Below are 23,992 nucleotides of genomic sequence, written 5' to 3'. Positions count from 1 at the left end.
TCTTACTCCGGCAGCAGGCTTTCGCCAGCGAACAACTCGGCTACCGTTTCACGGCGACGCACTTCAAATGCCTGATCACCGTCCACCAGCACTTCAGCGGCGCGGCCGCGAGTGTTGTAGTTGGAACTCATGACAAACCCATAGGCGCCCGCCGAATGTACGGCCAGCAGGTCACCTTCTTCCAGGGCCAGCTGACGATCCTTGGCCAGGAAGTCGCCGGTCTCGCAGATCGGCCCGACGATGTCGTAGGCGCGGCCAGCGGTGTCGCGCGGGCGCACTGCGGTGACGTCCATCCAGGCCTGGTACAGCGCCGGGCGGATCAGGTCATTCATGGCGGCATCGACGATGGCGAAGTCCTTGTGCTCGGTGTGCTTGAGGTACTCGACCTGGGTCAGCAGCACGCCGGCGTTGGCCACGATGAAGCGGCCCGGCTCGAACACCAGCGCCAGATCGCGGCCGTCCAGACGCTCGCGCACGGCCTTGATGTAGTCGGCAGCCAATGGCGGCTCTTCATCGCGATAACGCACACCCAGGCCACCACCGAGGTCGATGTGACGCAGGTAGATGCCACAATCGCCGAGACGGTCGACCAGGCCCAGCAGGCGATCGAGGGCGTCGATGAACGGCGGCAGGGTGGTCAGCTGGGAGCCGATGTGGCAATCGACGCCGACCACTTCCAGGTTTGGCAGTTGAGCGGCGCGGACATACACGTCTTCGGCGTCGGCGATGGCGATGCCGAATTTGTTTTCCTTCAGCCCTGTGGAGATGTAGGGATGAGTGCCGGCATCGACGTCCGGGTTGACGCGCAGCGAGATCGGCGCGCGAACGCCCAGCTCGGCTGCCACGACTTGCAGCCGTTCCAGCTCGTCGGTGGATTCGACGTTGAAGCAGTGCACGCCGACTTCCAGGGCGCGGCGCATATCGTCACGGGTCTTGCCGACTCCGGAGAACACGATCTTGTCAGCGCTGCCGCCAGCGGCCAGCACACGTTCCAGCTCACCACGGGAGACGATGTCGAAACCGGCGCCCAGACGCGCCAGGACATTCAGTACACCCAGGTTGGAGTTGGCCTTGACCGCAAAACACACCAGGTGTGGCGTGCCAGCCAGCGCGTCGGCGTAAGCCAGGTACTGGGCTTCGATGTGCGCGCGCGAGTAGACGTAAGTCGGCGTGCCAAAACGCTCGGCGATGGCGGACAGGGCAACACCTTCCGCGAACAGCTCACCGTCACGGTAGTTAAAAGCGTCCATGAGGTTCCCTTATTGGTAGACGTCGTGCTTGTGGGCTTTCGACGCAGGCTGCTGCTGCGACGACTTGGCCTGCTCGACAGGATCCTGGGAATCGTCAGGCAGGTACAGCGGGCCTTTTTGCCCACAGGCCGACAGCAGGCAGGCAACCGCAGCGAGCGCAGCAAGGGAAGAGATCAGGCGCTTCATGGCGAAATCCTTGAAAATGCTTTAATTGCGCCGGAGTATACCGGCCACCCGGCAGCTTGCCTATGCGACGGCCCTCCCGTCCGGCGGGGCTGTGCACGATCCACGGAACGGTGCCGCAATGCCTGTGGGAGCGGGCTTGCTCGCGAAAGCGGTGTGTCAGTCAACAAAGATATTGAATGGGCTGGCCCCTTCGCGGGCAAGCCCGCTCCCACGGGTACAGTGTTTTATGTACCTGAATCGACCCTTGATCGTTATCCTTTGCAATCACCGGGGCTCGCCCGTATCGTGCGGCGCTTGAGCGCGAGTAGACACTTTTTGAGGTTGCCGTAATGAGTTTGACCGAAGCCCGTTTCCACGATCTGGTCGATGCCACCCAGCAAACGCTGGAGGATATCTTTGACGACAGCGACCTGGACATCGATCTGGAGAGTTCGGCTGGCGTGTTGACCGTGAAGTTCGAAAACGGCAGCCAGTTGATCTTCAGCCGTCAGGAGCCGTTGCGTCAGCTGTGGCTGGCAGCGGTGTCCGGTGGGTTCCACTTCGACTACGACGAAGAGAGCGAGCGCTGGATGTGCGACAAGAGCGAAGAGCAGCTCGGCGAGATGCTCGAGCGCATCGTCAAGCAGCAGGCCGGTGCTGAATTCGATTTCGAAGGTTTGTAAAAAGTGGCCGAGCCTGCATCTGTTCGTCCGCCCAAGCCGCTCTACAGCAACGTCAGCGGGGCAGTCCCGTCGCCGTGCAGTGGAGTCTGCCGGCTGGACGAGCAAAAGGTTTGCCTGGGGTGTTTTCGCCACGTCGAAGATATCCGCGAATGGCGCTCGGCCGACGATGATCGCCGCCGGGTTATCTGCGCCCAGGCCTCAAATCGCAAAGCCACCACCAATATCCTGTAGGAGCTGCCGCAGGCCGCGATCTTTTGATTTTGTTCTTCAGCGAACTCAGTATCGCTAAAAATCAAGATCAAAAGATCGCAGCCTTCGGCAGCTCCTACGGGGGGCAAAGCCGTCCGCCGCCACTGGCTTGTATATTTATTGAGCTGTGATAGTGTCCGGGTACGCCTCAACCCATCGAGGCTCGTGAAAACCCCGCCTTTTTGTGGCGGGGTTTTGCTTTTTTCGTGCAGAAGAAAGGAGTCTGCCCTGATCATGACCGCACCTTCCATCACCCTTACCCGTCTGGACGTGCAACGTCTGGAGCGCCTGATCGACAGCCTGGATGACACGCTGCCGGGCGTTATCGCGCTGCAAACCGAACTGGATCGCGCCGATACCCTGGTCGGACACGAAGATGTGCCTGCCGACGTCGTGACCATGAGTTCCAAAGTGCATTGCCGGGAGGAAAGCAGCGGCAAGGACTACCACCTGACCCTGGTCTACCCCAAGGATGCGAACGCCGACGAAGGCAAGATTTCCATCCTGGCACCTGTCGGCAGCGCGCTGCTGGGTCTCAAGGTGGGTCAGCACATCGACTGGCCGGCACCGGGTGGCAAGACCCTGAAGCTGACCCTGCTGGAAGTTGAATCCCAACCTGCCAATGGCGGTGATTTCCCGGAGTAAGACTCCTCAGACCTGCTCGAGCGCCTCGTTCAAGGCGCGCTCCAGGTCGGCCTTGTAACCCAGGTACACATTGCTTGAGCGCTGATCATCACCGGCCAGGCCCGACAGGTCCAGATCGGTGATGTAGCACCGATAACGTTCGGGTTCCCGGCGTTGCTCGACGATTTCCCGGGCCACCACCCTGAACAGATGATCACCATGCTCCAACTCCGAAAACTCGCGCTGATTACAGTACAGGGTGACCTGCACCCTGTCGGCCCCGGCTTTGCCAACGATGGCTTGCACGTCATAGAACGGCTGGTTCGGCGCAAGCACCGGCGCCGGTCGGTTTTCGACCCGCCGAGCCCGCGCCGGGCCTGACGGTAACACCTGGTAATACTGTAGTTCGAGGCTCGACGGCTGTACGCCACTCATGGGCAGCAAGGCTTCGCGTCGAAACCCGATGGACTGAAGGAAACGCTGCAGTGGCACCAGCAGGCTTTGATCGTCGTGATAGGGCAGACGCTGCTGCCACAAGGCGTTGAACTCATCCAATACGTAGATATCTGCCTGGTCTTCATGGACCCGGTAGAACACCTGGATGCAGGCTGGCTGGCCCATTGGCAGGATCAGCGCCAGGTCATGGTCGGCAAGGGCCATGGGGTCCAGGTGCAGCGGGCTGTAGCTCGTCTGTTGCCTGGCAAGGTAGTCGACCAGTTCGGCCAGCGTGGCCAAGGCAACATGTTTGACCTGTCCCGGCACCAGCTCCAGCACGTGGTAGTGCTGCTGGACCTGAAGCAGGTAGCGATGATTGAGGCGGCTCAGCAGCAGGTCATGCGCACTGTCGATGATCTCTTCGACCCGCTGGGCGATGAACTGCGCGCGGTTGTGACAGAAGCAGCGCACGCGCAACCGGGGTTGCTGCCGGCCTTCCGGCAAATGGTTGAGGTAGTCGCACAGGCAGTCGAGCAAAGCGTGGGGACCGTCGAAACGGTTGACCAGCACTTCGTTCCAGCTGTTGAGCGTTACCTGATCCAGGGTCAGCACCAGGTTCTCCCGCACCCCGGCGTAGCTGAGGGAGTCGGTGCGTTCGGTGGTCATCAGGATATTGAGGTCGCGATGATGCTTGAGCGGATCCACTCCCACGTTAATCAGGAGTAACACTTCGCTCGGTACGGCGGCGCGCAGCAGCGGTTCTTCGGCGACGGCGGTCAGGGGCAGGGCGATGCTCTGTTGCAGGCTGCCGAGCAGGTTGAACAGCTCGAATTCGCTGAGGTCGCTGGCGCCCGGGTGCAGCGCCAGGCGCGTGCTGTTGTCGATCACGCCGTTGCGATGGCACCAGGTGAGCAATTCCAGCAAATGGCGGCTGCGCTTGATCGGCGCGAAATGCTCCCACTCGTGCGCCGCCAGGCTGCCGTTGTACAGGCCCCATTGGGATTGCCCCGTTTCCTTCTTGCCCGGTGCGAACACCAGCGTCAACGTGTCTTCGGCCAGGTCCGGAGCAATCCCCGGATTGATGAATTCGACCTTGTTCGACTTGCGCTCGAAGGCTGCATACAGCCGGCGCCCCAGCACATTAAGGTCGCGTTTGTTAATCAGGCTGGCGGTTTGTTCATCACGGGCGAAGCGGGTCAGGAAGCGATAGCTGTAGTTGAGTTCGCTGACCAGGGCGCGGCGTTCAGTGCCGACCTGGCGCACTTTCCACTGGCTGCGGCTGTCGAGCAGGGCCAGGTGCCGGTCGTCCCAGTTCCACTCATGGGCCAGGCGTTCGAGCAGAGAACGTTGCCAGCTGCGGGTGCGATTGTTGCTGGCGGTCAGCTTGCGGGCGACCTTCAGGTACAGCGCGCGACGCACCAGCTCCAGGCGCTCCGATTCCCCTCGGGCCTTCAGGTATTCCTCGATGCGCCGATAGACCACGACGTAGGGGTCGAGCTCGTCCAGGTCGAGCTGGTTGGCGAACACCGCTTGTTTGAAGCGCAGGCTGAGGCAATTGACCCTGGGATGTTCGCTGGCGTAAACCTCGATCAATAGCAGCTTGAGCACTGATTTGTAGGGCGAGTCGATGCCCTTGAACAACTGCCACAGGCCTGCGCCGATGAATTCGCCAGGCGGGATGTACGCCATATGACCCAGGTCCAGAGTCTCGTCGGCGCGGATGAAGCGCTTGGAGATCAGCGCGTGGGTATACCGTTCGTAGTTCACCTCTTCGTACACCGGCACCAGCCACCAGATGGGGGTGCGGCCGGCCAGCCAGATGGCGGTGCGATAGAACTCGTCCAGCAACAGGTAGTGCTGAGTGGTGCCGCAGTCTTGCGAGCTGAGCTGGTTATCCCGCTCGCCGCGAACAAAGCGCGCCGCGTCGATCAGGAAAAAGTGCGCCTCGGCCCCCTGGCTCGCGGCCCAGGTTTCCAGCAACTGACACTTCTTGCGCAGCTCGGCGAGTTCGTTCTCGCCCAGATCCGTTGCGTGGCACACCCAGACATCCATATCGCTCTGGTCCGCCTGGGCCAGGGTGCCGAGACTGCCCATCAGGAACAGGCCATGGATGGGGCGTGGCGGGTTGCTGCCGTGGCGCGGCTTGTAGGAAAACGATCGGGTCAGGCGCTGGGCATCGGCGAGGGTGGTGGCGTCCGGCTCGTAATTCGACAGCCCGGCCGGTGTATTGCCCGAGACGTAGCCGGGCAGCAGCGGATGATTGACGTGAAAGAACAGTGGCAGCAGCGTCAGCACAGCCTGCTGACGGCTCGACAGGCCTTCGAGCGCACGGGCGATACGGCCTTCGTTGAGCGTTAGAAAACGTGCGCGCAGCTGGCTGAGAACCTTGCGGTCAATGCCATCGTCCAGGTCGGGGCGGATTTCATGGTTGCGGGTCATGTCAGCTCAAACCGGCTCGGTAGGCACGGGCGCAGGAGATCTCGGGATAAGCGCAGTTTAGCGCCTCGGTCCCGGGACATTTAAGCTGATTTAGGTTTTCTGGCGTCAGATTTTTATCGTGCCGCGCCGACGTATGACAGAGGGTGCCCGCGGAAATCCCGTAACAGGGGTTTCCGTGGGCGATACAGTCACATTCAGGCTGTTTCTTCGACGTTCAGGATGGTCAGTAGTATTTGGATATTTTGTGCGGCGTCACGTCCGAGGCTGGTCAGATAACCGCCGTCAGGCTGATCGATCAGCTCTTTGTCGTACAGGCGCTTGGCAGCGGCAATGGCTTTTGGGGCAGCGGTCTGATGAATTTTCAAACCTTCCTGGGAACTGTCCAGGTTGAAGAGTGCGAGGATTTCCAGTTCGGCAACCAACTCAGGGGTAAGCGACATAAGGACTCCAGACTTTCTAGGAATTGGACGATAGCGCCCCTAAGGTGAGCCGAGTTGTGCGGCATGTCCAGTGCTTGCAGTGGGGTTTTTTTGCTGCGGGAGAGGCAATAGTGATATTGCGGATGCTTTTCTGTAGGAGCGAGCGTGTTCGCGAAGATCGTGAACGAAAACGCGGTTAGCCAGATGCTCAGCGGCGCTCTTGAGTTTTTCGCGAGCGAGCTCGCTCCTACAGTGGATTGGGTTATTTCTTTTCTGGTGGCAGCTCGGGCAGGGCGCGCAGGGCCGTTTCGTACCATTCGGTGTTGAACGCGCGGTCTTCTTCGAGGATTGCGTCAATTTCTACTGCCAGCACGTGGGCCATCAGGTTAAGAATTTCTTCGCGCTCGTAACCCACCAGTGTCAGCTTGTTGAAGGTGGCCTTGGCCGCAGGCGGGTTGTCGCTTTCAATCTGGTTTTCGATCGCTTCGACCAGAGTGTTCTCGGCGAATTCTTCTTCGTCGATCTCGATATCTGTTGGCTCGCTCATGGCAGGCTCCTCAAGTTAAGACGGCCAGTTTACCTGCATTCAGCGCTGTGATGCTGCTGGCAAGAACTGCAGGGGCGTTCTATAACTGGCGCTGCCAACCCCTGCACGGCCTGGAGGCTTTGTGATGCTCAAGCTTTACGGATTTTCTGTCAGCAACTATTACAACATGGTCAAACTGGCACTGCTGGAAAAGGGTCTGCCGTTTGAGGAAGTACCGTTTTATGCCGGCACCAGTGCCGAAGCCCTGGCGATCAGCCCGCGCGGCAAAGTGCCGGTGCTGGGCGTCGAGCAGGGGTTCGTCAATGAAACCGCGGTAATCCTCGAGTACATAGAGCAGAGCCAGGCGGGCAAGCCACTGCTGCCGAGCGATCCCTTCGAGCGGGCCCAGGTGTTGGCGCTGGCCAAGGAAATCGAGTTGTATATCGAATTGCCAGGCCGCGCGTGCTATCCCGAAGCATTTTTCGGCATGCCGGTAGCGGATGCGATCAAGGAAAAGACCAAGGCGGAGTTGCTGCTGGGGTTTGCCTCGCTGGGCAGGCACGCCAGGTTCGCTCCTTACGTAGCGGGTGACAGCCTGAGCGTGGCGGATCTGTATTTCCTGTACAGCGTGCCGCTGGCGTGCGCAGTGGCGAAGAAGCTATTCGACCTGGATTTGCTGGCGGAGCTGCCGGCGGCCAGGCTTCTGCTGGAGCGGCTGGAGCAGAATCCGCATGTGCAGCGGATTGCAAAGGACAAGGAAGCGGCCATGCCGGCGTTTATGGCGATGGTCGCGTCCAAGAGGTAGGTTTTGTAGCCCTTTGAAGTCAGTCATCGCGGGCGAGCCCGCTCCCACAAGGATCCCTGTTGGCCAACGATCTGTGGCCACCAGAGAAACCTGTGGGAGCTTGCCCGCGATGTTTCTAGCGGCTGGCGAGCAGTGCCTGGCCGCGAACCACAGCCTTTTTCACCTGCGCTGGTGCAGTCCCGCCGATATGGTCACGGGCATTCACCGAGCCTTCAAGGGTCAGCACCGCGAACACGTCCTGGTCGATCTGGTCGCTGAACTTGCGCAGCTCTTCCAGGCTCATTTCCGCCAGGTCCTTGCCACTTTCAACGCCGTATTTCACGGCATGGCCAACAATTTCGTGGCAGTCACGGAATGGCAGGCCACGACGGACCAGGTAGTCGGCCAGGTCAGTCGCAGTGGAAAACCCGCGCAGGGCCGCTTCGCGCATCATGGCGTGCTTGGGTTTGATCGCCGGGATCATGTCGGCGAACGCCCGCAGCGAGTCGCGCAAGGTGTCGGCGGCGTCGAATAGCGGTTCCTTGTCTTCCTGGTTGTCCTTGTTGTAGGCCAGGGGTTGGCCTTTCATCAGGGTCAGCAGGCCCATCAATGCGCCGAATACGCGGCCGGTCTTGCCGCGAACCAGTTCGGGCACGTCCGGGTTCTTCTTTTGCGGCATGATCGAGCTGCCGGTGCAGAAGCGGTCCGGCAGGTCGATGAACTGGAACTGCGCGCTGGTCCAAAGCACCAGTTCTTCGGAAAAGCGCGACAGGTGCATCATCGCGATACTGGCGGCCGAACAGAATTCGATGGCGAAGTCACGATCGGAAACGTTGTCCAGCGAATTACCGCCGACAGCGTCGAAATTCAGCAGCTGGGCGGTGTACTCGCGGTCGATCGGGTAGGTGGTGCCGGCCAGCGCGGCGCTGCCCAAGGGCATGCGGTTGGTGCGCTTGCGGCAGTCGACCAGGCGCTCGTAGTCACGGCTGAGCATTTCGAACCAGGCCAGCATGTGGTGCCCGAAAGTCACCGGCTGCGCGGTTTGCAGGTGGGTGAAGCCCGGCATGATGCTGTCGGCTTCGCGCTCGGCCTGCTCCAGCAGCCCTTGTTGCAGGCGGGTGATTTCGGCGAGGATCAGGTCGATCTCGTCACGCAGCCACAAGCGGATGTCGGTTGCGACCTGGTCGTTACGGCTGCGCCCGGTGTGCAGTTTTTTTCCGGTCACGCCGATGCGATCGGTCAGGCGCGCCTCGATGTTCATGTGCACGTCTTCGAGGTCAATGCGCCAGTCGAATTGTCCGGCCTCGATTTCACCCTGGATGGTGTTCAGGCCATCGATGATGCTGTCGCGTTCGGCGTCGGTCAGTACGCCGACCTTGGCCAGCATGGTGGCGTGGGCGATCGAGCCCATGATGTCGTGGCGATACAGGCGCTGGTCGAAGGTGACGGAGGCGGTGAAGCGGGCGACGAAGGCGTCGACGGGTTCACTGAAGCGGCCGCCCCAGGACTGATTGGTCTTGTCAGTGCTCATGAATTCGCTCGTATCGGGTGAAATAAAGTGACGTTGGAAGCTGTGGCGGATAATAACAGGGTTGCCAAGCCTGTCGCTGACACTGGTCGACAGGAATGATTTCAGAGGCTGCCGAGCCGGGGCCGGTCCGACTTTCAATAATTCGCACAACGATATTTTTCGATTGAGCAATATCGCGCCGGCAACCGTCTACAGTTGGACAGAGGGATCAGCGCACTTCCGGGCGCTGCAACTGGCTATAAAAAGAGGGGGTGTGCATATTGTGTATCAGCAAACCCTACGGCGATGCCTCGCCAACGCGGGCCTGGGCCGATAATTGCCCGGATGATGAAAATTTAGCCGTCGTTCCAGCGGCACTTTTTGGCCCTCGCGCTAGTCTTAGCGTGGATCGCGGTGACGGACGTCACTTCACCTGTCTACGCTATCCTTGTGCGAGACTCACGCAGGAATCCAGCGCAATATGAATGTCCTGATCGTTGATGACGAACCCTTGGCCCGCGAGCGCCTGAGCCGAATGGTTGGCGAACTCGAGGGATACAGCGTCCTGGAGCCTAGCGCCACGAACGGCGAAGAGGCGTTGGCACTGATCGACAGCCACAAGCCGGATATCGTGTTGCTCGATATCGGCATGCCAGGCCTTGATGGCCTGCAAGTGGCTGCAAGATTGTGCGAACGCGAAACCCCGCCCGCCGTGGTGTTTTGCACAGGGCCCGATGAATTTGCCGTGGAAGCCTTACAGGCCAGCGCCGTAGGCTATCTGGTGAAACCTGTGCGCACCGAACACTTGCAAGAAGCGTTAAAAAAAGCCGAGCGCCCCAATCGCGTCCAGCTCGCTGCACTCACCCGTCCTGCCGCCGAGACTGGCAGCGGCCCGCGAAGTCATATCAGCGCCCGAACCCGTAAGGGCATCGAGCTGATCCCGCTGGGCCAGGTGGTCTATTTTATCGCCGACCACAAATATGTGACGTTGCGCCACGAAGGCGGCGAAGTGCTGCTCGACGAGCCTCTCAAGGCGCTTGAGGATGAATTCGGCGACCGGTTCGTGCGTATCCATCGCAATGCGCTGGTGGCTCGCGAGCGAATTGAACGCCTGCAACGTACGCCTCTTGGGCATTTCCAGCTGTACCTCAAGGGCTTGAATGGTGATGCGCTGATCGTCAGTCGCCGCCATGTGGCGGGCGTGCGAAAAATGATGCAGCAGCTTTAACTCGCGGTTCACAGGCGTTTTGTCCAGCGGCTTGCAGGACATCCGAGGCCAGGGAGGCCACTACGTTTCTGATACAAGTCAAAGTGGATTTGGCTGAGCTGTTATTATCCGCCGTATCTATTCAGTACGGATTGATCCATGTCCTCTCGCGAAATCCGCATCGCCACCCGCAAAAGTGCTCTCGCCCTGTGGCAGGCCGAATATGTCAAAGCCCGCCTGGAACAGGCCCATCCGGGACTGCTGGTGACACTGGTGCCAATGGTCAGTCGCGGCGACAAGCTGCTCGACTCGCCGCTTTCGAAAATCGGTGGCAAAGGCCTGTTCGTCAAGGAACTGGAAACGGCGCTGCTGGAAAACGAAGCGGACATCGCCGTGCACTCAATGAAAGACGTGCCAATGGACTTCCCCGAAGGCCTGGGGCTGTTCTGCATCTGCGAGCGCGAAGACCCGCGCGACGCTTTCGTCTCTAACACCTACGCCAGCCTGGACGAACTGCCTGAGGGCAGCATCGTCGGTACCTCCAGCCTGCGTCGCCAGGCCCAGTTGCTGACTCGTCGCCCGGATCTGGAAATCCGTTTCCTGCGCGGCAACGTCAACACGCGACTTGCCAAGCTCGATGCAGGTGAATATGACGCGATCATCCTGGCAGCTGCCGGCCTGATTCGACTGGGCTTCGAAGACCGCATCACCTCGGCCATCAGCGTCGACGACAGCCTGCCTGCCGGCGGTCAGGGCGCAGTGGGCATCGAGTGCCGCAGCGTCGATACGCAAATCCACGCCTTGCTGGCGCCGTTGCACCATCAGGACACGGCTACCCGTGTCACCGCCGAGCGAGCCCTGAACAAGCATCTGAATGGCGGCTGCCAGGTGCCGATCGCCTGCTACGCCGTGCTTGAAGGCGAGCAGGTCTGGTTGCGCGGCCTGGTGGGTGACCCAAGCGGCGGCCTGTTGCTCAGCGCCGAGGCACGTGCACCACGCAGCGAGGCCGAGGCCCTTGGCGTGCAAGTGGCTGAAGACCTCCTGAGCCAGGGTGCCGATGACATCCTCAAGGCGGTCTATGGCGAGGCAGGTCACGAGTGACTTGCTGGCGCCTGTTGCTGACGCGTCCAGCCGATGAGTCGATGGCACTGGCTGGCGTGTTGATGGACGCGGGAGTTTTCAGCAGCAGCTTGCCGCTTTTGGACATAGAGCCTCTTCCCGTTTCTGCCAACATGCGCGAGGTGATCCAGAGGCTGGATCGCTTCGATGCGGTGATCGTGGTCAGCAAACCCGCCGCCAGGATCGCCGTCGAGTTGCTCAGCCAGTATTGGCCAGAGCCACCGGCCTTGAAGTGGTTCAGCGTCGGCGCAGCTACCGCGCAGATACTCGATAAGCATCGTCTGGACGTCAGCTTTCCCGAGCAGGGCGATGACAGCGAAGCATTGCTTGAGCATGACGCGTTTCGCCAGGCAATCGCCGGGCCTGCTTCGCGTGTGTTGATCATGCGCGGGGAGGGCGGGCGCGAGTTGCTCGCTGAGCGTTTGCGCGGGCTTGGTGCTAGTGTCGAGTATCTGCAGTTGTACCGTCGCGAATTGCCCCACTACCCGCCGGCAACGCTGCCTGAGCGGATCTGCGCGGAACGCTTGAACGGGCTGGTGGTCAGCAGTGGACAGGGTTTTGAGCACTTGCATCAATTGGCTGGCGATTCCTGGCCGCACTTGGCGCAGTTGCCGTTGTTTGTACCGAGCCCCCGGGTCGCCGAAATGGCACGTGCTGCCGGGGCGCAAATAGTTGTGGATTGTCGTGGCGCCAGTGCCGCGGCCTTGCTGACGGCGTTACGGGAGCATCCCGAACCCGTTCTCTAATGCAAAGGATGGATACGTGAGCGAAACAGCCTTGCCAAAAGATGACGTCCAGCCAGTGCTGCATGCCCCGGTTGAAGATCCGATTGATACCGTACCTCCTGCTCCCGTGCAGCGCCGTGGCAATGGCCTGGCAATCGTCGCGCTGTTGCTGGGTGCTACCGGCGTTGCTGTCGGTGGTTGGGGTGTCTGGCAGGTGCGTCACCTGCAGGCCAATAACCAGCAACAGCTGAGCCAGGTGCAGGCCTTGAACGATCAGGCGCAGAGCCTGAAACTCAATGAGCAACGCCTGAGCGCTCGGTTGGAGCAACTGCCCCCTGCTGATGAACTTGAAGCCCGCAGCCGCTTGGTGGCTCAGTTGCAAGGCGATCAGCAGCGCCTGAACCAGCGCCTGGAGACCATCCTCGGTGCCAGCCGCAAGGACTGGCGCCTGGCTGAGGCGGAGCATTTGTTGCGTCTCGCCAGCCTGCGCCTGTCTGCTTTGCAGGACATCAGCAGCGCTCAGGCCCTGGTCCAGGGTGCCGACGAAATTCTGCGCGAACAGAACGATCCGGGCTCCTTCGCTGCCCGCGAGCAAGTGGCCAAGACCCTGGTCGCGCTGCGCAGCACCGAGCAGCCGGACCGCACCGGACTGTTCCTGCGCCTGGGCGCATTGCGCGACCAGGTGATTAACCTCACCGAGCTGGCGCCGGAGTACAAGGACCGTGGCGAGTCGTTGCTGGGCCTGACCGCCGATGGCGATGGCGCAAGCCGCTGGGCTCAATGGTGGGACCAGATCTCGCGCTACATCCGCCTCGACTTCAACGCCGACAAGAATGTTCGCCCATTGCTGGCAGGCCAGAGCCTCAGCCAGGTGCGCCTGGCGCTTAGCCTGGCCCTGGAGCAAGCCCAGTGGGCTGCACTGAATGGTCAGGCCCCGGTGTACACCCAGGCCCTGGCCGAAGCCCGGGACATACTCAAGGGCAACTTCAACCCGGACAACCCGCAGAGCAAAGTGATGCTTGAGCAGGTGGGTGAGCTGAGCAAGCAGCCGGTGACCGTGGTGACCCCGGACCTCACTGGCGCACTGAGCGCGGTGCAAGGGTACCTGGAGCGACGCAACGTCAACGCCGAGGACTCCGTCAAGCCGATGGCCAAGCCTGCCGCTGACACCGCGCAGGAGGCCACGCCATGAAACGCCTGTATGTGATCGTGTTTCTGGTGATAGCAGCTGCGGCCGCGCTGGGCCTGGCGATTGCCGAGCATTCCGGCTACGTGCTGATCGCCTACAAGAGCTTTCGTTTCGAATCGAGCCTGTGGGCTACCCTCGCGCTGGTGGCCGTTTTGTGGCTGGTGATTTGGGGCATCAAGGCGCTGATCGAACTGGTGATGACATCCAGTGGCGTGGTCAATCCCTGGTCGCGACGCAATCGCAGTCGCCGCGTGCAGGTCGCGATCGAACATGGCCAGCTGGATCTGGCCGAGGGCCGCTGGGCCAGTGCGCAGCGTCACCTGCATCGAGCTGCGGAAGCCGAGCGCCAACCGCTGCTTTACTACCTCGGCGCTGCCCGCGCGGCCAACGAACAAGGCAAGTACGAAGAGAGCGACAACCTGCTCGAGCGGGCGCTCGAGCGCCAACCACAGGCCGAGCTGGCGATTGCCTTGAATCATGCGCAACTGCAGACCGATCGAGGCGACACCGAGGGTGCCCTGGCGACGCTTCAAGCCATGCACGAGCGCCATCCGCATAACGTGCAGACGTTGCGCCAGCTGCAACGCCTGCATCAACAACGGGGCGATTGGTCGGCAGTGATCCGGTTGTTGCCGGAATTGCGCAAGGACAAGGTACTGCCACCTGCCGAGCTGGCCGACCTGGAACGCCGTGCCTGGGGTGAGAACCTGTCCCTGGCAGCGCAGCGGGAAGAGGACGGCACTGTCGGCCTGCAGTCGCTCAACAGCGCCTGGCAGAAGCTGACATCGGCCCAGCGCCAGGAGCCGCAACTGGTGCTGGCCTACGCCGAGCAGCTGCGCCAACTGGGTGCCCAGGTGGAAGCGGAAGAGGTGCTGCGCACAGCGCTCAAGCGTGATTACAACAGCCACCTGGCGCGTCTTTACGGGCTCGTGCGCGGTAGCGACCCGGTGCGGCAGCTGCAAACTGCCGAGGGCTGGCTCAAGGATCATCCGGCCGATCCGAGCCTGCTCCTGACACTGGGCCGCCTGTGCCTGCAAAGCAGTTTATGGGGCAAGGCGCGAGACTATCTGGAGAGCAGCCTGCGAGTGCAGCGTAATCCGGAAGCCTGTGCAGAACTGGCGCGGTTGCTGGCGCAATTGGGTGATACCGAACGCAGCAATCAGCTGTTCCAGGAAGGGTTGGGCCTGCTGGACGAACGCTTGCTGGCGGCACCGTTACCCGTACCGATCCACGCTTGAGTTCGAAGTAGGGAGCTCGAGATGAGGGGGCTCGCTCCCTCGTCAAAAAGTACCCTGCTGCTGTCAGATTATTCCCCTCAATGTGCCGAGTCGGCTTATTCCTACAGACGGTTACGTCAGATCCTAGCGCATCTGTCGTGGTTTCCCACCCTCGCTGTGGAACTCTCCCTGCTGTAGTACCTTGAAAGATCCGCGCGCTTTCCTCTAACGTAATTGCCTGTCTCTTACTGTTACGGAAATGCCATGTCTTTGGCCCGCACACGCTCCTTGTTCTTCATGGTTTTCGTCGCAGGTGCCCTGGCGTTAGGCATTTCCTATTACCTGCAATACGCAGTCGGCCTCAGGCTGTGCGGCCTGTGCATCCTGCAGCGCGGCTGCCTGTGGTTGCTCACGGGGGTGTGCTTGTCTGCTTGCCTGCATGGCCCTGGCCGTGCGGGTACGCTGGTGTATGGGTTGCCGGTGTTGATCAGCAGTGTGGCGGGAACGGTTACGGCATGGCGTCAAGTCGTGCTGCAGAGCGATCCGCTGCATCACCTGTCCGACTGCTCCGCGAGCCTGGCTGATGCTTTTGCCAATACATCCTGGTCGGGCGCACTGAAGCAGATGTTCGAAGGTACTTTCGATTGTGCCGAGATTTCATGGACGCTGTTCGATCTGAGCATCCCGGAGTGGAGCCTGCTGTTCTTCTTTGCAGTGACAATTGTGGTTGTTTTTCAACCGCTCGGGCTTCTGTGGCGCACCTTTCGGCGACCACTCAGCGGCGAGTCGTCGCAGGGCAGTCTGGCGCGCGATTAAACACTTGTATGAACTTTATCTCCTGCGTACCTTGAAGCCACAGTCGCGCGGGCATAATCTGGCCCGCACGTGTCATTGGAATTATGTTGCTCGAATGACGCTCTGCCTGACCGATCCTTGACCTTCAAGTGCGTGACAGGTGTAGGGCAGCATGACCCACAAGGGAAGAGAGATCACCATGCTCGAAAGTTGTCAGAATGCTCAAGAACGATGGGGTGGAGTGCATCTGCTGATCGATCGCTGGTTGCAGGAGCGTCACGAACTGGTGCGGGCTTATGACGATCTCGGCGAAAAGCCCGAGGCGCTGAGCGAGAACCGCAAGCCTTTGCAGGAATTCTGCGGTGTGCTGGTCGATTACGTCTCAGCCGGGCATTTCGAGATCTACGAACAACTGACAGGGGAGGCCAAAGCCTTCAATGACAAGCGTGGGCTGGAACTGGCCGAGACCATTTACCCGCGAATCGACGTCATCACTGAGAAGCTGCTGGCGTTCAACGACCTGTGCGATGCAGGTCAGTGCGTGGCGGAGAAGTTCAAGGAGCTCGGTGGCTTGTTGCACGAGCGCTTCGAACTGGAAGACTGCCTGATCGAAGTGTTGCACACCGCGCACAAGGAAGAAGATCCGGTTCAGGCCTGAATTTCTTTGTGCAGTACCTTAAAAAACGGTGCGCTTGGCGCGCCGTTTTTTGTGCCCGGAATTCAGCCTTTCGCGTCGCGTAATTCCACCTCGAATACCAGGGGCGTGAAGGGCGCAATCAGGTCCCCGGCACCTTCGGCGCCATAGGCTTGCGCCGATGGAATCACCAGTCGCCATTTCGCGCCCACCGGCATGTTCTGCAGCGCCGTACGCCAGCCCGAGATCACGCTGTCCAGGCTGAACCATTGCGGCTGGCTGTTTTGATCGAACACCGTGCCGTCGGGGAGGCGTCCGATGTACAGCACCTGTACCTTGCCATTCGGACCGGCCTTTGCTCCGGCACCTGGCGTCAGTTCCGTCAGCAGGATGCCGTCCTCGATTTCCCGAGCGCCAGGTCGGGCCTTTTCCGCGGTGAGAAAACGCTGTTCTTTTTCGAGGGCAATTTCGCTTTGCGGCACTGTCGGTTGCTCGGCAATTTGCGCTTCATGTTCGGCCAGGATCTGCTCGATCTGTTCGTCTTTCAGTGCCAGGGGCTTGCCCTGATAAGCCTGCTGCAAACCGTCGAGCAGTGCCTGCACTTGAAGGTCAGGTACCTCCTGGCGCAGCCGTTCGCCGAGGCTCGCCCCCAGGCTGTAGGCGAGATTGTGAGCGTCGGTTTCGGTGGTTTTTTCCGCAGCCTGAGCCACTGAAAAAAACACGCACAACGATAAAAAAAGATAACGCGACATGGGCACTCTCCGGCCTGAGATGCGGCCGATTATGCCAGTGCGAATGCAATGAACGGTGAACTGCTTTCGGGCGGGAGCAGAAGTTTTGCTGTCAGGTGCAACGCAACGCTTTCGATACTGTCAACATGGCCTAGCGGCGGTGTCTGCAGAGGTCTAGTATGAGCCGCACCCACGTAAGCCAGGAGGTAAACCATGTCGGCCACCAAGAAGCCTGTAAATACTCCGTTGCACTTACTCCAACAATTGTCGGGCAGCTTGCTCGAGCATTTGGAAACTGCTTGTTCGCAAGCCTTGGCTGATGCTGAAAAACTGCTCGCCAAACTGGAAAAACAGCGCGGTAAAGCGCAGGAAAAATTGCACAAATCCCGTACCAAATTGCAGGACGCTGCGGCGGCCGGCAAGGCTAAGGCGCAAGCCAAGGCCAAGGATGGAGTCAAGGAACTTGAAGACCTGCTCGATGCCCTCAAGGATCGTCAATCCGAGACCCGCAACTACATCCTGCAACTCAAGCGTGATGCTCAGGAAAGCCTGAAACTGGCCCAGGGTGTCGGTCGTGTTCAAGAGGCTGTCGGCAAGGCGTTGTCCCTGCGTTCGGCCAAGCCTGCTGCGGCACCTGCCAAAAAAGCCGCAGCCAAATCGACAGCTGCAAAAGCACCCGCCAAGGCTGCTGCCAAACCAGCCGCGAAAGCACCGGTGAAAGTGGCTGCTAAAAAACCAGTGGCTGCCAGTGCTGCCAAGCCGGCTGCTAAATCGGCTGCGGCAAAACCAGTTGCCAAGCCAGCGGCCAAAACTGCTGCGGCAAAACCGGTAGCCAAGCCGGCGGCGAAAACCGCTGCAGCCAAACCTGCTGCTAAATCCGCAGCGGCAAAACCAGCTGCTGCAAAAGCGCCTGCCAAACCTGCCGCTAACAAACCGGCTGCAGCAAAAAGCGCAGCAGCCAAACCAGCTGCTAGAACTGCAGCCGCGAAGCCTGCTGCCAAACCTGCTGCAGCTAAACCGGCCGCGGCGAAACCTGCTGCCAAGCCGGCCGCCAAACCTGCTGCAAAAGTGGCGACCAAGCCTGCTGCCAAAACGGCCGCTGCGAAACCTGCTGCCGCTGCCAAGCCAGCCACCGCTGCAAAACCAGCTGCTGCCAAGCCAGCTGCGAAACCTGCAGCCAAGCCAGCGGTGAAAAAACCCGCCGCTGCGAAGCCGACTTCGACCCCTGCTGCCAAGCCGGCAGCGCCTGCATCATCGTCGAACTCAGGTCCGGCTTCGCCAACCACCGGCAGCACTTCGGCCCCTGCGGCGGCGCCAACGCCAGCTGCATCGTCGAACACAGGCACTACCCCAACCAGCGCTTCCTAAGTGCCGGTCACCGCGACGCGCAGCTGATGCAGCGCGTCGCGGCCAACGTTGGTGGTGTCCGCCGCGACACCTTCCAGCCAGGCCGTTGATCCGGCCTTGTCATTCTGCGGCCACTGCTGCGCGGTTTTTTCCAGTCGCGACAAAAGAATCCGCTCGCCTTCAAGTTCCAGCGCCTTGACTTTTTCCCGCAAGATATTGAGGTCTGTATCGTCAGCTGCGGCGGCTTTCCATTGGCCGCGTAATGCACGAAGGGGCTGAATCACGCCCGCATCCCAGCCTTCGACTACTTCCCGCAGTTGCAGCAATCGCAGTTCGTTAAAGACTACCCCTCGGTGTTCCAGCCACAATCCGCACAGCAGCAGGCACACGTTCGTGCCCGCCGATTGCAGTTGCAGGCACGCCCGCTCAGCGCCGGGCCTCGCGTAAGCGTCAAGGGAAAAGCTCCACAGGTCAGAGGACATAGTGCTACTCGCGCCAGTTGCGAGCGAAGCTGGTAGACTCCGCCGCCATTATGATTCGACTTCAGAACCTGACTTTACAGCGTGGCCCGCAACGTCTGCTAGAAGACGCCGAGCTGACCCTGCACGCCGGCCACAAAGCCGGCCTCATTGGTGCCAATGGCGCCGGCAAATCGAGCCTGTTCGCCCTGCTTCGGGGTGAGCTGCACCCGGACTCGGGTGACTGCTTCCTGCCGGCCGACTGGCGCATCGCCCACATGCGCCAGGAAATCGAGACGCTCGAACGCATTGCGGTCGACTACGTGCTCGATGGCGACCTTCGCCTGCGTGAGGTGCAACATGACCTGGCGGCGGCGGAAGCGGCGCACGACGGTGCCGCTCAGGCCCGCCTGCACTCTGAACTCGACAGCGCCGATGGCTACACCGCTGATGCCCGGGCTCGCAAGCTGCTGGCCGGCCTGGGGTTCACCAACGAACAGATGGATCGTCAGGTCGGGGATTTCTCCGGTGGCTGGCGGATGCGCCTGAACCTGGCGCAGGCACTGATGTGCCCCTCGGACTTATTGCTGCTCGACGAACCCACCAACCACTTGGACCTCGACGCCATCATCTGGCTTGAGGAGTGGCTGAAAAGTTATCCGGGCACCTTGTTGCTGATCTCCCACGACCGGGATTTCCTCGATGCGGTGGTCGACCACGTGGCCCACGTCGACCAGCGCAAAATCACGCTGTATCGCGGTGGCTACACCGCGTTCGAGCGTGCCCGTGCCGAACGCCTGGCCCAACAGCAACAGGCCTACGAGAAGCAGCAGGCGCAGCGAGCGCATATGGAAAGCTACATCGCGCGCTTCAAGGCCCAGGCCACCAAGGCCCGTCAGGCCCAAAGCCGGATCAAGGCGCTGGAGCGGATGGAAGAGTTGTCTGCGGCCCATGTCGATTCGCCGTTCGACTTCGTCTTCCGCGAATCGACGAAGATTTCCAGCCCGCTGATCGACCTGTCCGATGCCCGTTTGGGCTACGGCGAGAAAACCGTGCTGGAGAAGGTCAAGCTGCAACTGACCCCTGGCGCACGGATCGGTTTGCTCGGCCCTAATGGTGCCGGTAAGTCGACCCTGATCAAGAACCTTGCGGGTGAGCTGGAGCCCTTGGCCGGTCGACTGACCCGTGGCGAAAACACGGTCGTTGGTTACTTTGCCCAGCATCAGCTTGACTCCCTGGACTCCAAGGCCAGCCCGTTGCTGCACTTGCAGCGCCTGGCGCCTACCGAGCGCGAACAGACGTTGCGGGACTTCCTCGGGGGGTTCGACTTCCGCGGTGCGCGCATCGACGAGCCGGTGCTGAATTTCTCCGGGGGCGAGAAAGCGCGCCTGGCCTTGGCATTGATCGCCTGGGACCGGCCGAACCTGCTGCTGCTCGACGAACCCACCAACCACCTTGACCTGGAAATGCGCCTGGCGCTGACCATGGCCTTGCAGGAATTCACTGGTGCGGTCCTGGTGGTCTCCCACGACCGCCACCTGCTCAAAAGCACCACTGACAATTTCTACCTGGTCGCCGATGGCAAGGTCGAGGAGTTCGACGGCGATCTGGACGACTACACCCGTTGGCTGGTGGAGTATCGCCAGCGCAATGCGCCGGTCAGCAACACGCCGGTCAATCCGGACAAGACCGACAAGAAAGCCCAGCGCCAGGCCGCCGCTGCCTTGCGCCAGCAGTTGGCGCCGCACAAGCGCGAGGCCGACAAGCTCGAAGCCGAACTGGGCAAGCTGCACGAAAAGCTGGCCAAAATCGACGTGAGCCTGGGCGACAGCGATATCTACGAGCCGGCCCGCAAGAACGATTTGCGTGACCTGCTGGCCGAACAGGCAAAGCTGAAAGTGCGTGAAGCCGAGCTCGAGGAGTCCTGGATGGAAGCCCTCGAGTTGCTCGAAAGCATGCAGGCGGAGCTGGAGGCGTTGTCCTGATGGAGGCCTTCAGGCTGCCGCTGTCTGCCATGTGGATAGAGCCGCTGTGGCTGGTGCTGCAGATCCTGCTGATTTTGCTCGCGGGTTACATCGCCCAGCGCTTTGTTGCCAAATGCCTGAACCGCCTGGGGGAGCGTTATCCGTTTCCCCCTCAGCTGCTGCTGCCGCTGCGAGGCGGCCTGCGCTGGCTGATCATGGGCAGTGCGCTGATTTTCGTGCTGGAGCGCCTGGGCGTGTCCGCGACAGTGCTGTGGACAGCATTGTCCGGTTTTGTTGCGGTCGCGGCGGTGGCGTTCTTCGCCATGTGGAGCGTGCTGTCCAACTTGCTGTGCGCGATCCTGATCTTCACCGTGGGGCCGTTTCGCATTGGCGACGTGGTCGAACTGGTCGATACCACCGACAAGCCGGGCGTGAAGGGGCGGGTGATCGCGATCAATCTGCTCTACACCACCTTGATCGAGGCCGAAGAGCTGGGCACCGGCAGTGCCATGGTGCAAGTGCCCAACAGCCTGTTCTTCCAGCGTTCGGTTCGGCGGTGGCGGGGGAGTGATGTGTTTCCTTCGAGCGGGTTCGAGAAGTAATCCTCAAGATCACAGCCTTCGGCACCTCCTACAGGAGGCGCGTTTCCATGCAGGAGCTGTCGGAGGCTGCGATCTTTTGCTTTTCCCCCCGAGCCGCATTAGCTTAGAGACCTGTCAAAAGAGTCTCGGTCGAGGTGTGCAATGGAGCTTCAAACATGGCTGGCGTTCTTTGCCGCCTGCTGGGTGATCAGCCTGTCTCCCGGTGCCGGCGCCATTGCGTCGATGTCCAGTGGTCTGCAATACGGTTTCTGGCGCGGTTACTGGAACGCCCTGGGCCTGCAGATCGGCCTGGCGGTGCAGATTGCCATTGTGGGTGCCGGTGTTGGCGCGATCCTCACAGCGTCGGCCACAGCCTTCCATGCGATCAAGTGGTTTGGCGTCGCCTACCTGGTATTCCTCGCGATCAAGCAATGGCGCGCATTGCCCAATGACATGAGCGACGATGCCGCAGTGCGCCAGATCGGCAAGCCGATGGCCCTGGTGTTCCGTGGTTTCCTGGTCAACATCAGCAACCCCAAGGCCCTGGTGTTCATGCTGGCGGTGCTGCCGCAGTTCATCGACCCCCATGCGCCACTGCTGATCCAGTATTTAGTGATCGGCGCCACCATGGTCTGCGTCGACCTGATCGTCATGGCCGGTTACACCGGCCTGGCGTCCAAGGTGCTGCGCATGTTGCGTACTCCCCAGCAGCAGAAACGCATGAACCGCACGTTTGCCGGTTTGTTTATCGGCGCGGCAGCGTTCATGGCGACGTTGCGCAAAGCCGCAGCGTAAAGCCCCGATGCTGGAAAAAAAGCGACCTGCGGGTCGCTTTTTTGTTGAATGCCCATCCGTATAACCCGAAGCCGAAAGCTGATTACCGCACGGTGCGCGGGACAAGCAATCGCAAAATAACCAGACAATCGGCATCGAGCCTGCGAACAACGCTTGAGTGAATCTCATTCGAAGTGAACAATATGTAACTTCGTATTTCCTACTGAGATTCATTCATGATTGCCCCGTCGCGATTCCTGGCCTGGCTGTTAATCCCCTTGGCAGCCTTATGCAGCACCAGACTGCTGGCCGACCCCGTGGACGGCGCCCCACAGGCGCTGCATGGGCTCGATTACATCGCAGCGGATTACCCGCAGACGGTGCAGGCAGGCAGGGTGGTCAAGGAGTCCGGTTATCGAGATCAGCTCGATTCGCTCCAGGCCGTGCAAGGCCTGATCAGTGCAATGCCGGCCAAACCGGAGCAAGCCGCTTTGCTGCAGGGCGTCAATTCGCTGCGCAACGCCATTACCGAGCGTCAGGATGGCACCGACGTGGCTCGTCAGTCCCGGCAGCTCGCGGCAAAGCTGGCAGTGGCCTATGAAATCAGCCAGGCACCGATCATTACCCCCGATCCGACCCGAGGTGCGCCGTTGTACGCCCAGCATTGCTCGGTGTGCCATGGTGATGCGGGAGCCGGCGATGGCCCGGCAGGCGTCGGCCTGACACCGCCACCGTCGAATCTGCGCGACAGCGTGCGCATGGATCACCTGAGCCTCTATGCGATCTATAGCACCCTGGGCCTGGGTATCGAGGGCACCGACATGCCAGCGTTCGCCGATCAACTGGATGATCGCCAGCGCTGGGACCTGGCCACCTACATTGCCAGCTTCAGCGCCGCCCCGGATGCTGGCGCTGTTGAAAAGACCTACAACATTGCCGACCTCGCCCGTCAGACGCCTGCCGAAGTGCAGGCTGGCGAAGGTCCGCAGGCCGCCGCGGCCTATCGTGCGCAGCGCGCTCAGCCGCCGCAGGTCAAACGTGGCCCGGCGCAACTGCTCGATTACACCGCAGCCACGCTGGACAAGAGCATCGCTGCCTACCGGGCCGGGGATCACGATCAGGCCTATGACTTGTCGGTGGCGGCGTACCTGGAAGGGTTTGAGCTGGTCGAGAGCTCCCTGGACAACGTCGACGCCAATGTACGCAAAGACACCGAAAAATCCCTGATGGCCTACCGCCAGTCCCTGCAGGATGGCTTGCCGGTGGCCCAGGCCCAGCAGCGCCTGGATACTGCGAAAGGTAAATTGAAAGAGTCTGCCGGCCTGTTGGGCAGCGATGGCTTGAGCTGGTCCCTGAGCTACATTTCCGGGTTGTTGATTTTGCTGCGCGAAGGTCTGGAAGCGATTCTGGTGCTGGCGGCGATCCTCGCATTCCTGCGCAACACCGGCCAGCAATCTGCGGTACGCAGCGTTAACGTCGGTTGGGGCCTGGCGCTGCTGGCCGGCCTTGCCACCTGGGGCCTGGCCGCCTACGTTATCGACGTCAGCGGCTCGCAGCGCGAGTTGCTTGAAGGTGCCACCGCGCTGTTCGCCAGCGTGATGGTGCTGTGGCTCGGGGTGTGGATGCACGATCGTCGCCACGCCGCGGCCTGGCAGAATTACATCAAGAGCAGCCTGGTGGGCGGCGGCGGACGGTTCGGGTTTGCAACCCTGGCGTTCTTCTCGGTTTATCGTGAGTTGTTCGAAGTGATCCTGTTCTACGAGACCCTGTGGCTGCAGGCGGGTCCTGCCGGGCATAACGCAGTGCTCGCAGGCGGTGCCACTGCGCTGGTATTGCTGGTGGGGCTGGCCTGGGTGATCCTGCGCGGCTCGGCCAAGCTGCCGCTGTCGTTGTTCTTCAGCATCAACGCCGCGTTGTTGTGCGCGCTATCGGTGGTGTTTGCCGGTCATGGGGTCAAGGCATTGCAGGAGGCGGGGATTTTCGGCACGCGTCCGGTGCCATTCTTCGAATTCGACTGGCTGGGCATTCACGCGGATGCCTACTCGTTAAGTGCCCAGATGGTGGCGATTATCGCGATAATCGTGCTGTATGGGCGTAGCTGGTTGGCGCAGAAGCGTCGGGTTCAGGTTTCCTGACCCGAGTAAACTTGGAAAGATCGTAGCCTGCG

The 23,992-nt window shown here is 60.9% G+C and carries 24 protein-coding genes; 16 read left to right on the top strand and 8 right to left on the bottom strand.

Features of this window, described 5'->3' with window-relative positions; all coding sequences use genetic code 11:
- Positions 1–2: 2 nt before the first annotated feature.
- Positions 3–1,250, bottom strand: coding sequence for a diaminopimelate decarboxylase (gene lysA, locus EQV97_RS11080; RefSeq protein WP_122841017.1), 1,248 nt, complete (start codon positions 1,248–1,250; stop codon positions 3–5).
- Positions 1,251–1,259: 9 nt separating this feature from the next.
- The gene (locus EQV97_RS11075) at positions 1,260–1,436 is read right to left on the bottom strand and encodes a lipoprotein (RefSeq protein WP_045059691.1); all 177 of its coding nucleotides are present in this window, start codon (positions 1,434–1,436) and stop codon (positions 1,260–1,262) included.
- Between the two features lie 329 nt (positions 1,437–1,765).
- On the opposite strand from EQV97_RS11075, the gene cyaY reads away from it, so the two are divergent.
- From cyaY to rnk, 3 genes are all read left to right on the top strand, one after another.
- On the top strand, positions 1,766–2,098 hold the full coding sequence (gene cyaY, locus EQV97_RS11070) for an iron donor protein CyaY (protein ID WP_045059690.1): 333 nt from the start codon (positions 1,766–1,768) through the stop codon (positions 2,096–2,098).
- 3 nt (positions 2,099–2,101) lie between these two features.
- The gene (locus EQV97_RS11065; RefSeq protein ID WP_240888936.1) at positions 2,102–2,329 is read left to right on the top strand and encodes a DUF1289 domain-containing protein; all 228 of its coding nucleotides are present in this window, start codon (positions 2,102–2,104) and stop codon (positions 2,327–2,329) included.
- A 252-nt stretch (positions 2,330–2,581) separates the two neighbouring features.
- Complete coding sequence (gene rnk, locus EQV97_RS11060; RefSeq protein WP_240888935.1) at positions 2,582–2,992, top strand: nucleoside diphosphate kinase regulator; 411 nt, start codon at positions 2,582–2,584, stop codon at positions 2,990–2,992.
- Between the two features lie 6 nt (positions 2,993–2,998).
- Here the strand turns inward: rnk and EQV97_RS11055 are convergent, their stop codons facing one another.
- From EQV97_RS11055 to EQV97_RS11045, 3 genes are all read right to left on the bottom strand, one after another.
- Entirely contained in the window at positions 2,999–5,845 is a 2,847-nt protein-coding gene (locus tag EQV97_RS11055; protein ID WP_240888934.1) for a class I adenylate cyclase, read from the bottom strand.
- Between the two features lie 194 nt (positions 5,846–6,039).
- On the bottom strand, positions 6,040–6,285 hold the full coding sequence (locus tag EQV97_RS11050; RefSeq protein WP_122841019.1) for a TIGR02647 family protein: 246 nt from the start codon (positions 6,283–6,285) through the stop codon (positions 6,040–6,042).
- Between the two features lie 241 nt (positions 6,286–6,526).
- Entirely contained in the window at positions 6,527–6,811 is a 285-nt protein-coding gene (locus EQV97_RS11045) for a hypothetical protein (protein WP_045059685.1), read from the bottom strand.
- 124 nt (positions 6,812–6,935) lie between these two features.
- On the opposite strand from EQV97_RS11045, the gene EQV97_RS11040 reads away from it, so the two are divergent.
- A complete protein-coding gene (locus EQV97_RS11040) occupies positions 6,936–7,595 on the top strand; it encodes a glutathione S-transferase (protein ID WP_122841020.1) in 660 nt (219 codons plus the stop codon).
- A gap of 115 nt (positions 7,596–7,710) precedes the next feature.
- Here EQV97_RS11040 and argH read toward each other — a convergent pair whose 3' ends face one another.
- A complete protein-coding gene (gene argH, locus EQV97_RS11035; protein WP_045059683.1) occupies positions 7,711–9,105 on the bottom strand; it encodes an argininosuccinate lyase in 1,395 nt (464 codons plus the stop codon).
- Positions 9,106–9,565: 460 nt separating this feature from the next.
- Here argH and EQV97_RS11030 point away from each other — a divergent pair, with 460 nt between their 5' ends.
- The 7 genes from EQV97_RS11030 to rsd all read left to right on the top strand — a co-directional run bounded on the left by EQV97_RS11030 (position 9,566) and on the right by rsd (position 15,994).
- Positions 9,566–10,312, top strand: coding sequence for a LytTR family DNA-binding domain-containing protein (locus tag EQV97_RS11030; protein ID WP_045059682.1), 747 nt, complete (start codon positions 9,566–9,568; stop codon positions 10,310–10,312).
- A gap of 138 nt (positions 10,313–10,450) precedes the next feature.
- A complete protein-coding gene (hemC, locus tag EQV97_RS11025; RefSeq protein ID WP_122841022.1) occupies positions 10,451–11,392 on the top strand; it encodes a hydroxymethylbilane synthase in 942 nt (313 codons plus the stop codon).
- Entirely contained in the window at positions 11,389–12,156 is a 768-nt protein-coding gene (locus tag EQV97_RS11020) for a uroporphyrinogen-III synthase (RefSeq protein WP_122841023.1), read from the top strand. The genes hemC and EQV97_RS11020 overlap by 4 nt, the downstream gene beginning before the upstream one ends.
- A 16-nt stretch (positions 12,157–12,172) precedes the next feature.
- Complete coding sequence (locus EQV97_RS11015) at positions 12,173–13,327, top strand: uroporphyrinogen-III C-methyltransferase (protein ID WP_122841024.1); 1,155 nt, start codon at positions 12,173–12,175, stop codon at positions 13,325–13,327.
- On the top strand, positions 13,324–14,562 hold the full coding sequence (locus EQV97_RS11010; RefSeq protein WP_122841025.1) for a heme biosynthesis protein HemY: 1,239 nt from the start codon (positions 13,324–13,326) through the stop codon (positions 14,560–14,562). The genes EQV97_RS11015 and EQV97_RS11010 overlap by 4 nt, the downstream gene beginning before the upstream one ends.
- A 243-nt stretch (positions 14,563–14,805) precedes the next feature.
- Positions 14,806–15,357 carry a disulfide bond formation protein B gene (locus tag EQV97_RS11005; RefSeq protein WP_225568878.1) on the top strand — a complete coding sequence of 184 codons (552 nt, stop codon included), beginning with the start codon at positions 14,806–14,808 and terminating at the stop codon, positions 15,355–15,357.
- A gap of 178 nt (positions 15,358–15,535) precedes the next feature.
- Positions 15,536–15,994: a sigma D regulator gene (gene rsd / locus EQV97_RS11000; RefSeq protein WP_122841027.1), complete on the top strand. Its 459-nt coding sequence runs from the start codon at positions 15,536–15,538 to the stop codon at positions 15,992–15,994.
- Between the two features lie 62 nt (positions 15,995–16,056).
- Here the strand turns inward: rsd and EQV97_RS10995 are convergent, their stop codons facing one another.
- Positions 16,057–16,722, bottom strand: a complete 666-nt coding sequence (locus tag EQV97_RS10995; protein ID WP_122841028.1) for an FKBP-type peptidyl-prolyl cis-trans isomerase — start codon at positions 16,720–16,722, stop codon at positions 16,057–16,059.
- Positions 16,723–16,914: 192 nt separating this feature from the next.
- Between EQV97_RS10995 and EQV97_RS10990 the strand changes: the two genes are divergently transcribed.
- A complete protein-coding gene (locus tag EQV97_RS10990; RefSeq protein ID WP_240888933.1) occupies positions 16,915–18,069 on the top strand; it encodes an AlgP family protein in 1,155 nt (384 codons plus the stop codon).
- Here EQV97_RS10990 and EQV97_RS10985 read toward each other — a convergent pair.
- Positions 18,066–18,530, bottom strand: a complete 465-nt coding sequence (locus EQV97_RS10985; protein WP_240888932.1) for a TIGR02444 family protein — start codon at positions 18,528–18,530, stop codon at positions 18,066–18,068. The two genes, EQV97_RS10990 and EQV97_RS10985, sit on opposite strands and share 4 nt — an antisense overlap.
- Positions 18,531–18,580: 50 nt before the next feature.
- Here EQV97_RS10985 and EQV97_RS10980 point away from each other — a divergent pair, with 50 nt between their 5' ends.
- The 4 genes from EQV97_RS10980 (at position 18,581) to EQV97_RS10965 (ending at position 23,960) form a co-directional block, all read left to right on the top strand.
- Positions 18,581–20,491 (top strand): ATP-binding cassette domain-containing protein, encoded by a 1,911-nt coding sequence (locus tag EQV97_RS10980; RefSeq protein WP_045059672.1) that lies wholly within the window; start codon positions 18,581–18,583, stop codon positions 20,489–20,491.
- On the top strand, positions 20,491–21,072 hold the full coding sequence (locus EQV97_RS10975) for a mechanosensitive ion channel family protein (RefSeq protein ID WP_045059671.1): 582 nt from the start codon (positions 20,491–20,493) through the stop codon (positions 21,070–21,072). Before EQV97_RS10980 ends, EQV97_RS10975 begins: the two co-directional genes overlap by 1 nt.
- A gap of 141 nt (positions 21,073–21,213) precedes the next feature.
- Positions 21,214–21,846: a homoserine/homoserine lactone efflux protein gene (gene rhtB / locus EQV97_RS10970; RefSeq protein WP_122841034.1), complete on the top strand. Its 633-nt coding sequence runs from the start codon at positions 21,214–21,216 to the stop codon at positions 21,844–21,846.
- Positions 21,847–22,061: 215 nt separating this feature from the next.
- Positions 22,062–23,960, top strand: coding sequence for an FTR1 family protein (locus tag EQV97_RS10965; RefSeq protein ID WP_201147870.1), 1,899 nt, complete (start codon positions 22,062–22,064; stop codon positions 23,958–23,960).
- Positions 23,961–23,992 lie beyond the last annotated feature (32 nt).

Source organism: Pseudomonas sp. TMW22090, from assembly GCF_022496665.1.
GTDB classification, from domain to species: Bacteria; Pseudomonadota; Gammaproteobacteria; order Pseudomonadales; family Pseudomonadaceae; genus Aquipseudomonas; species Aquipseudomonas gregormendelii.
The sequence above is the reverse complement of the archived record's forward strand: the minus strand, read 5'-3'. Positions and strand labels throughout refer to the sequence as shown.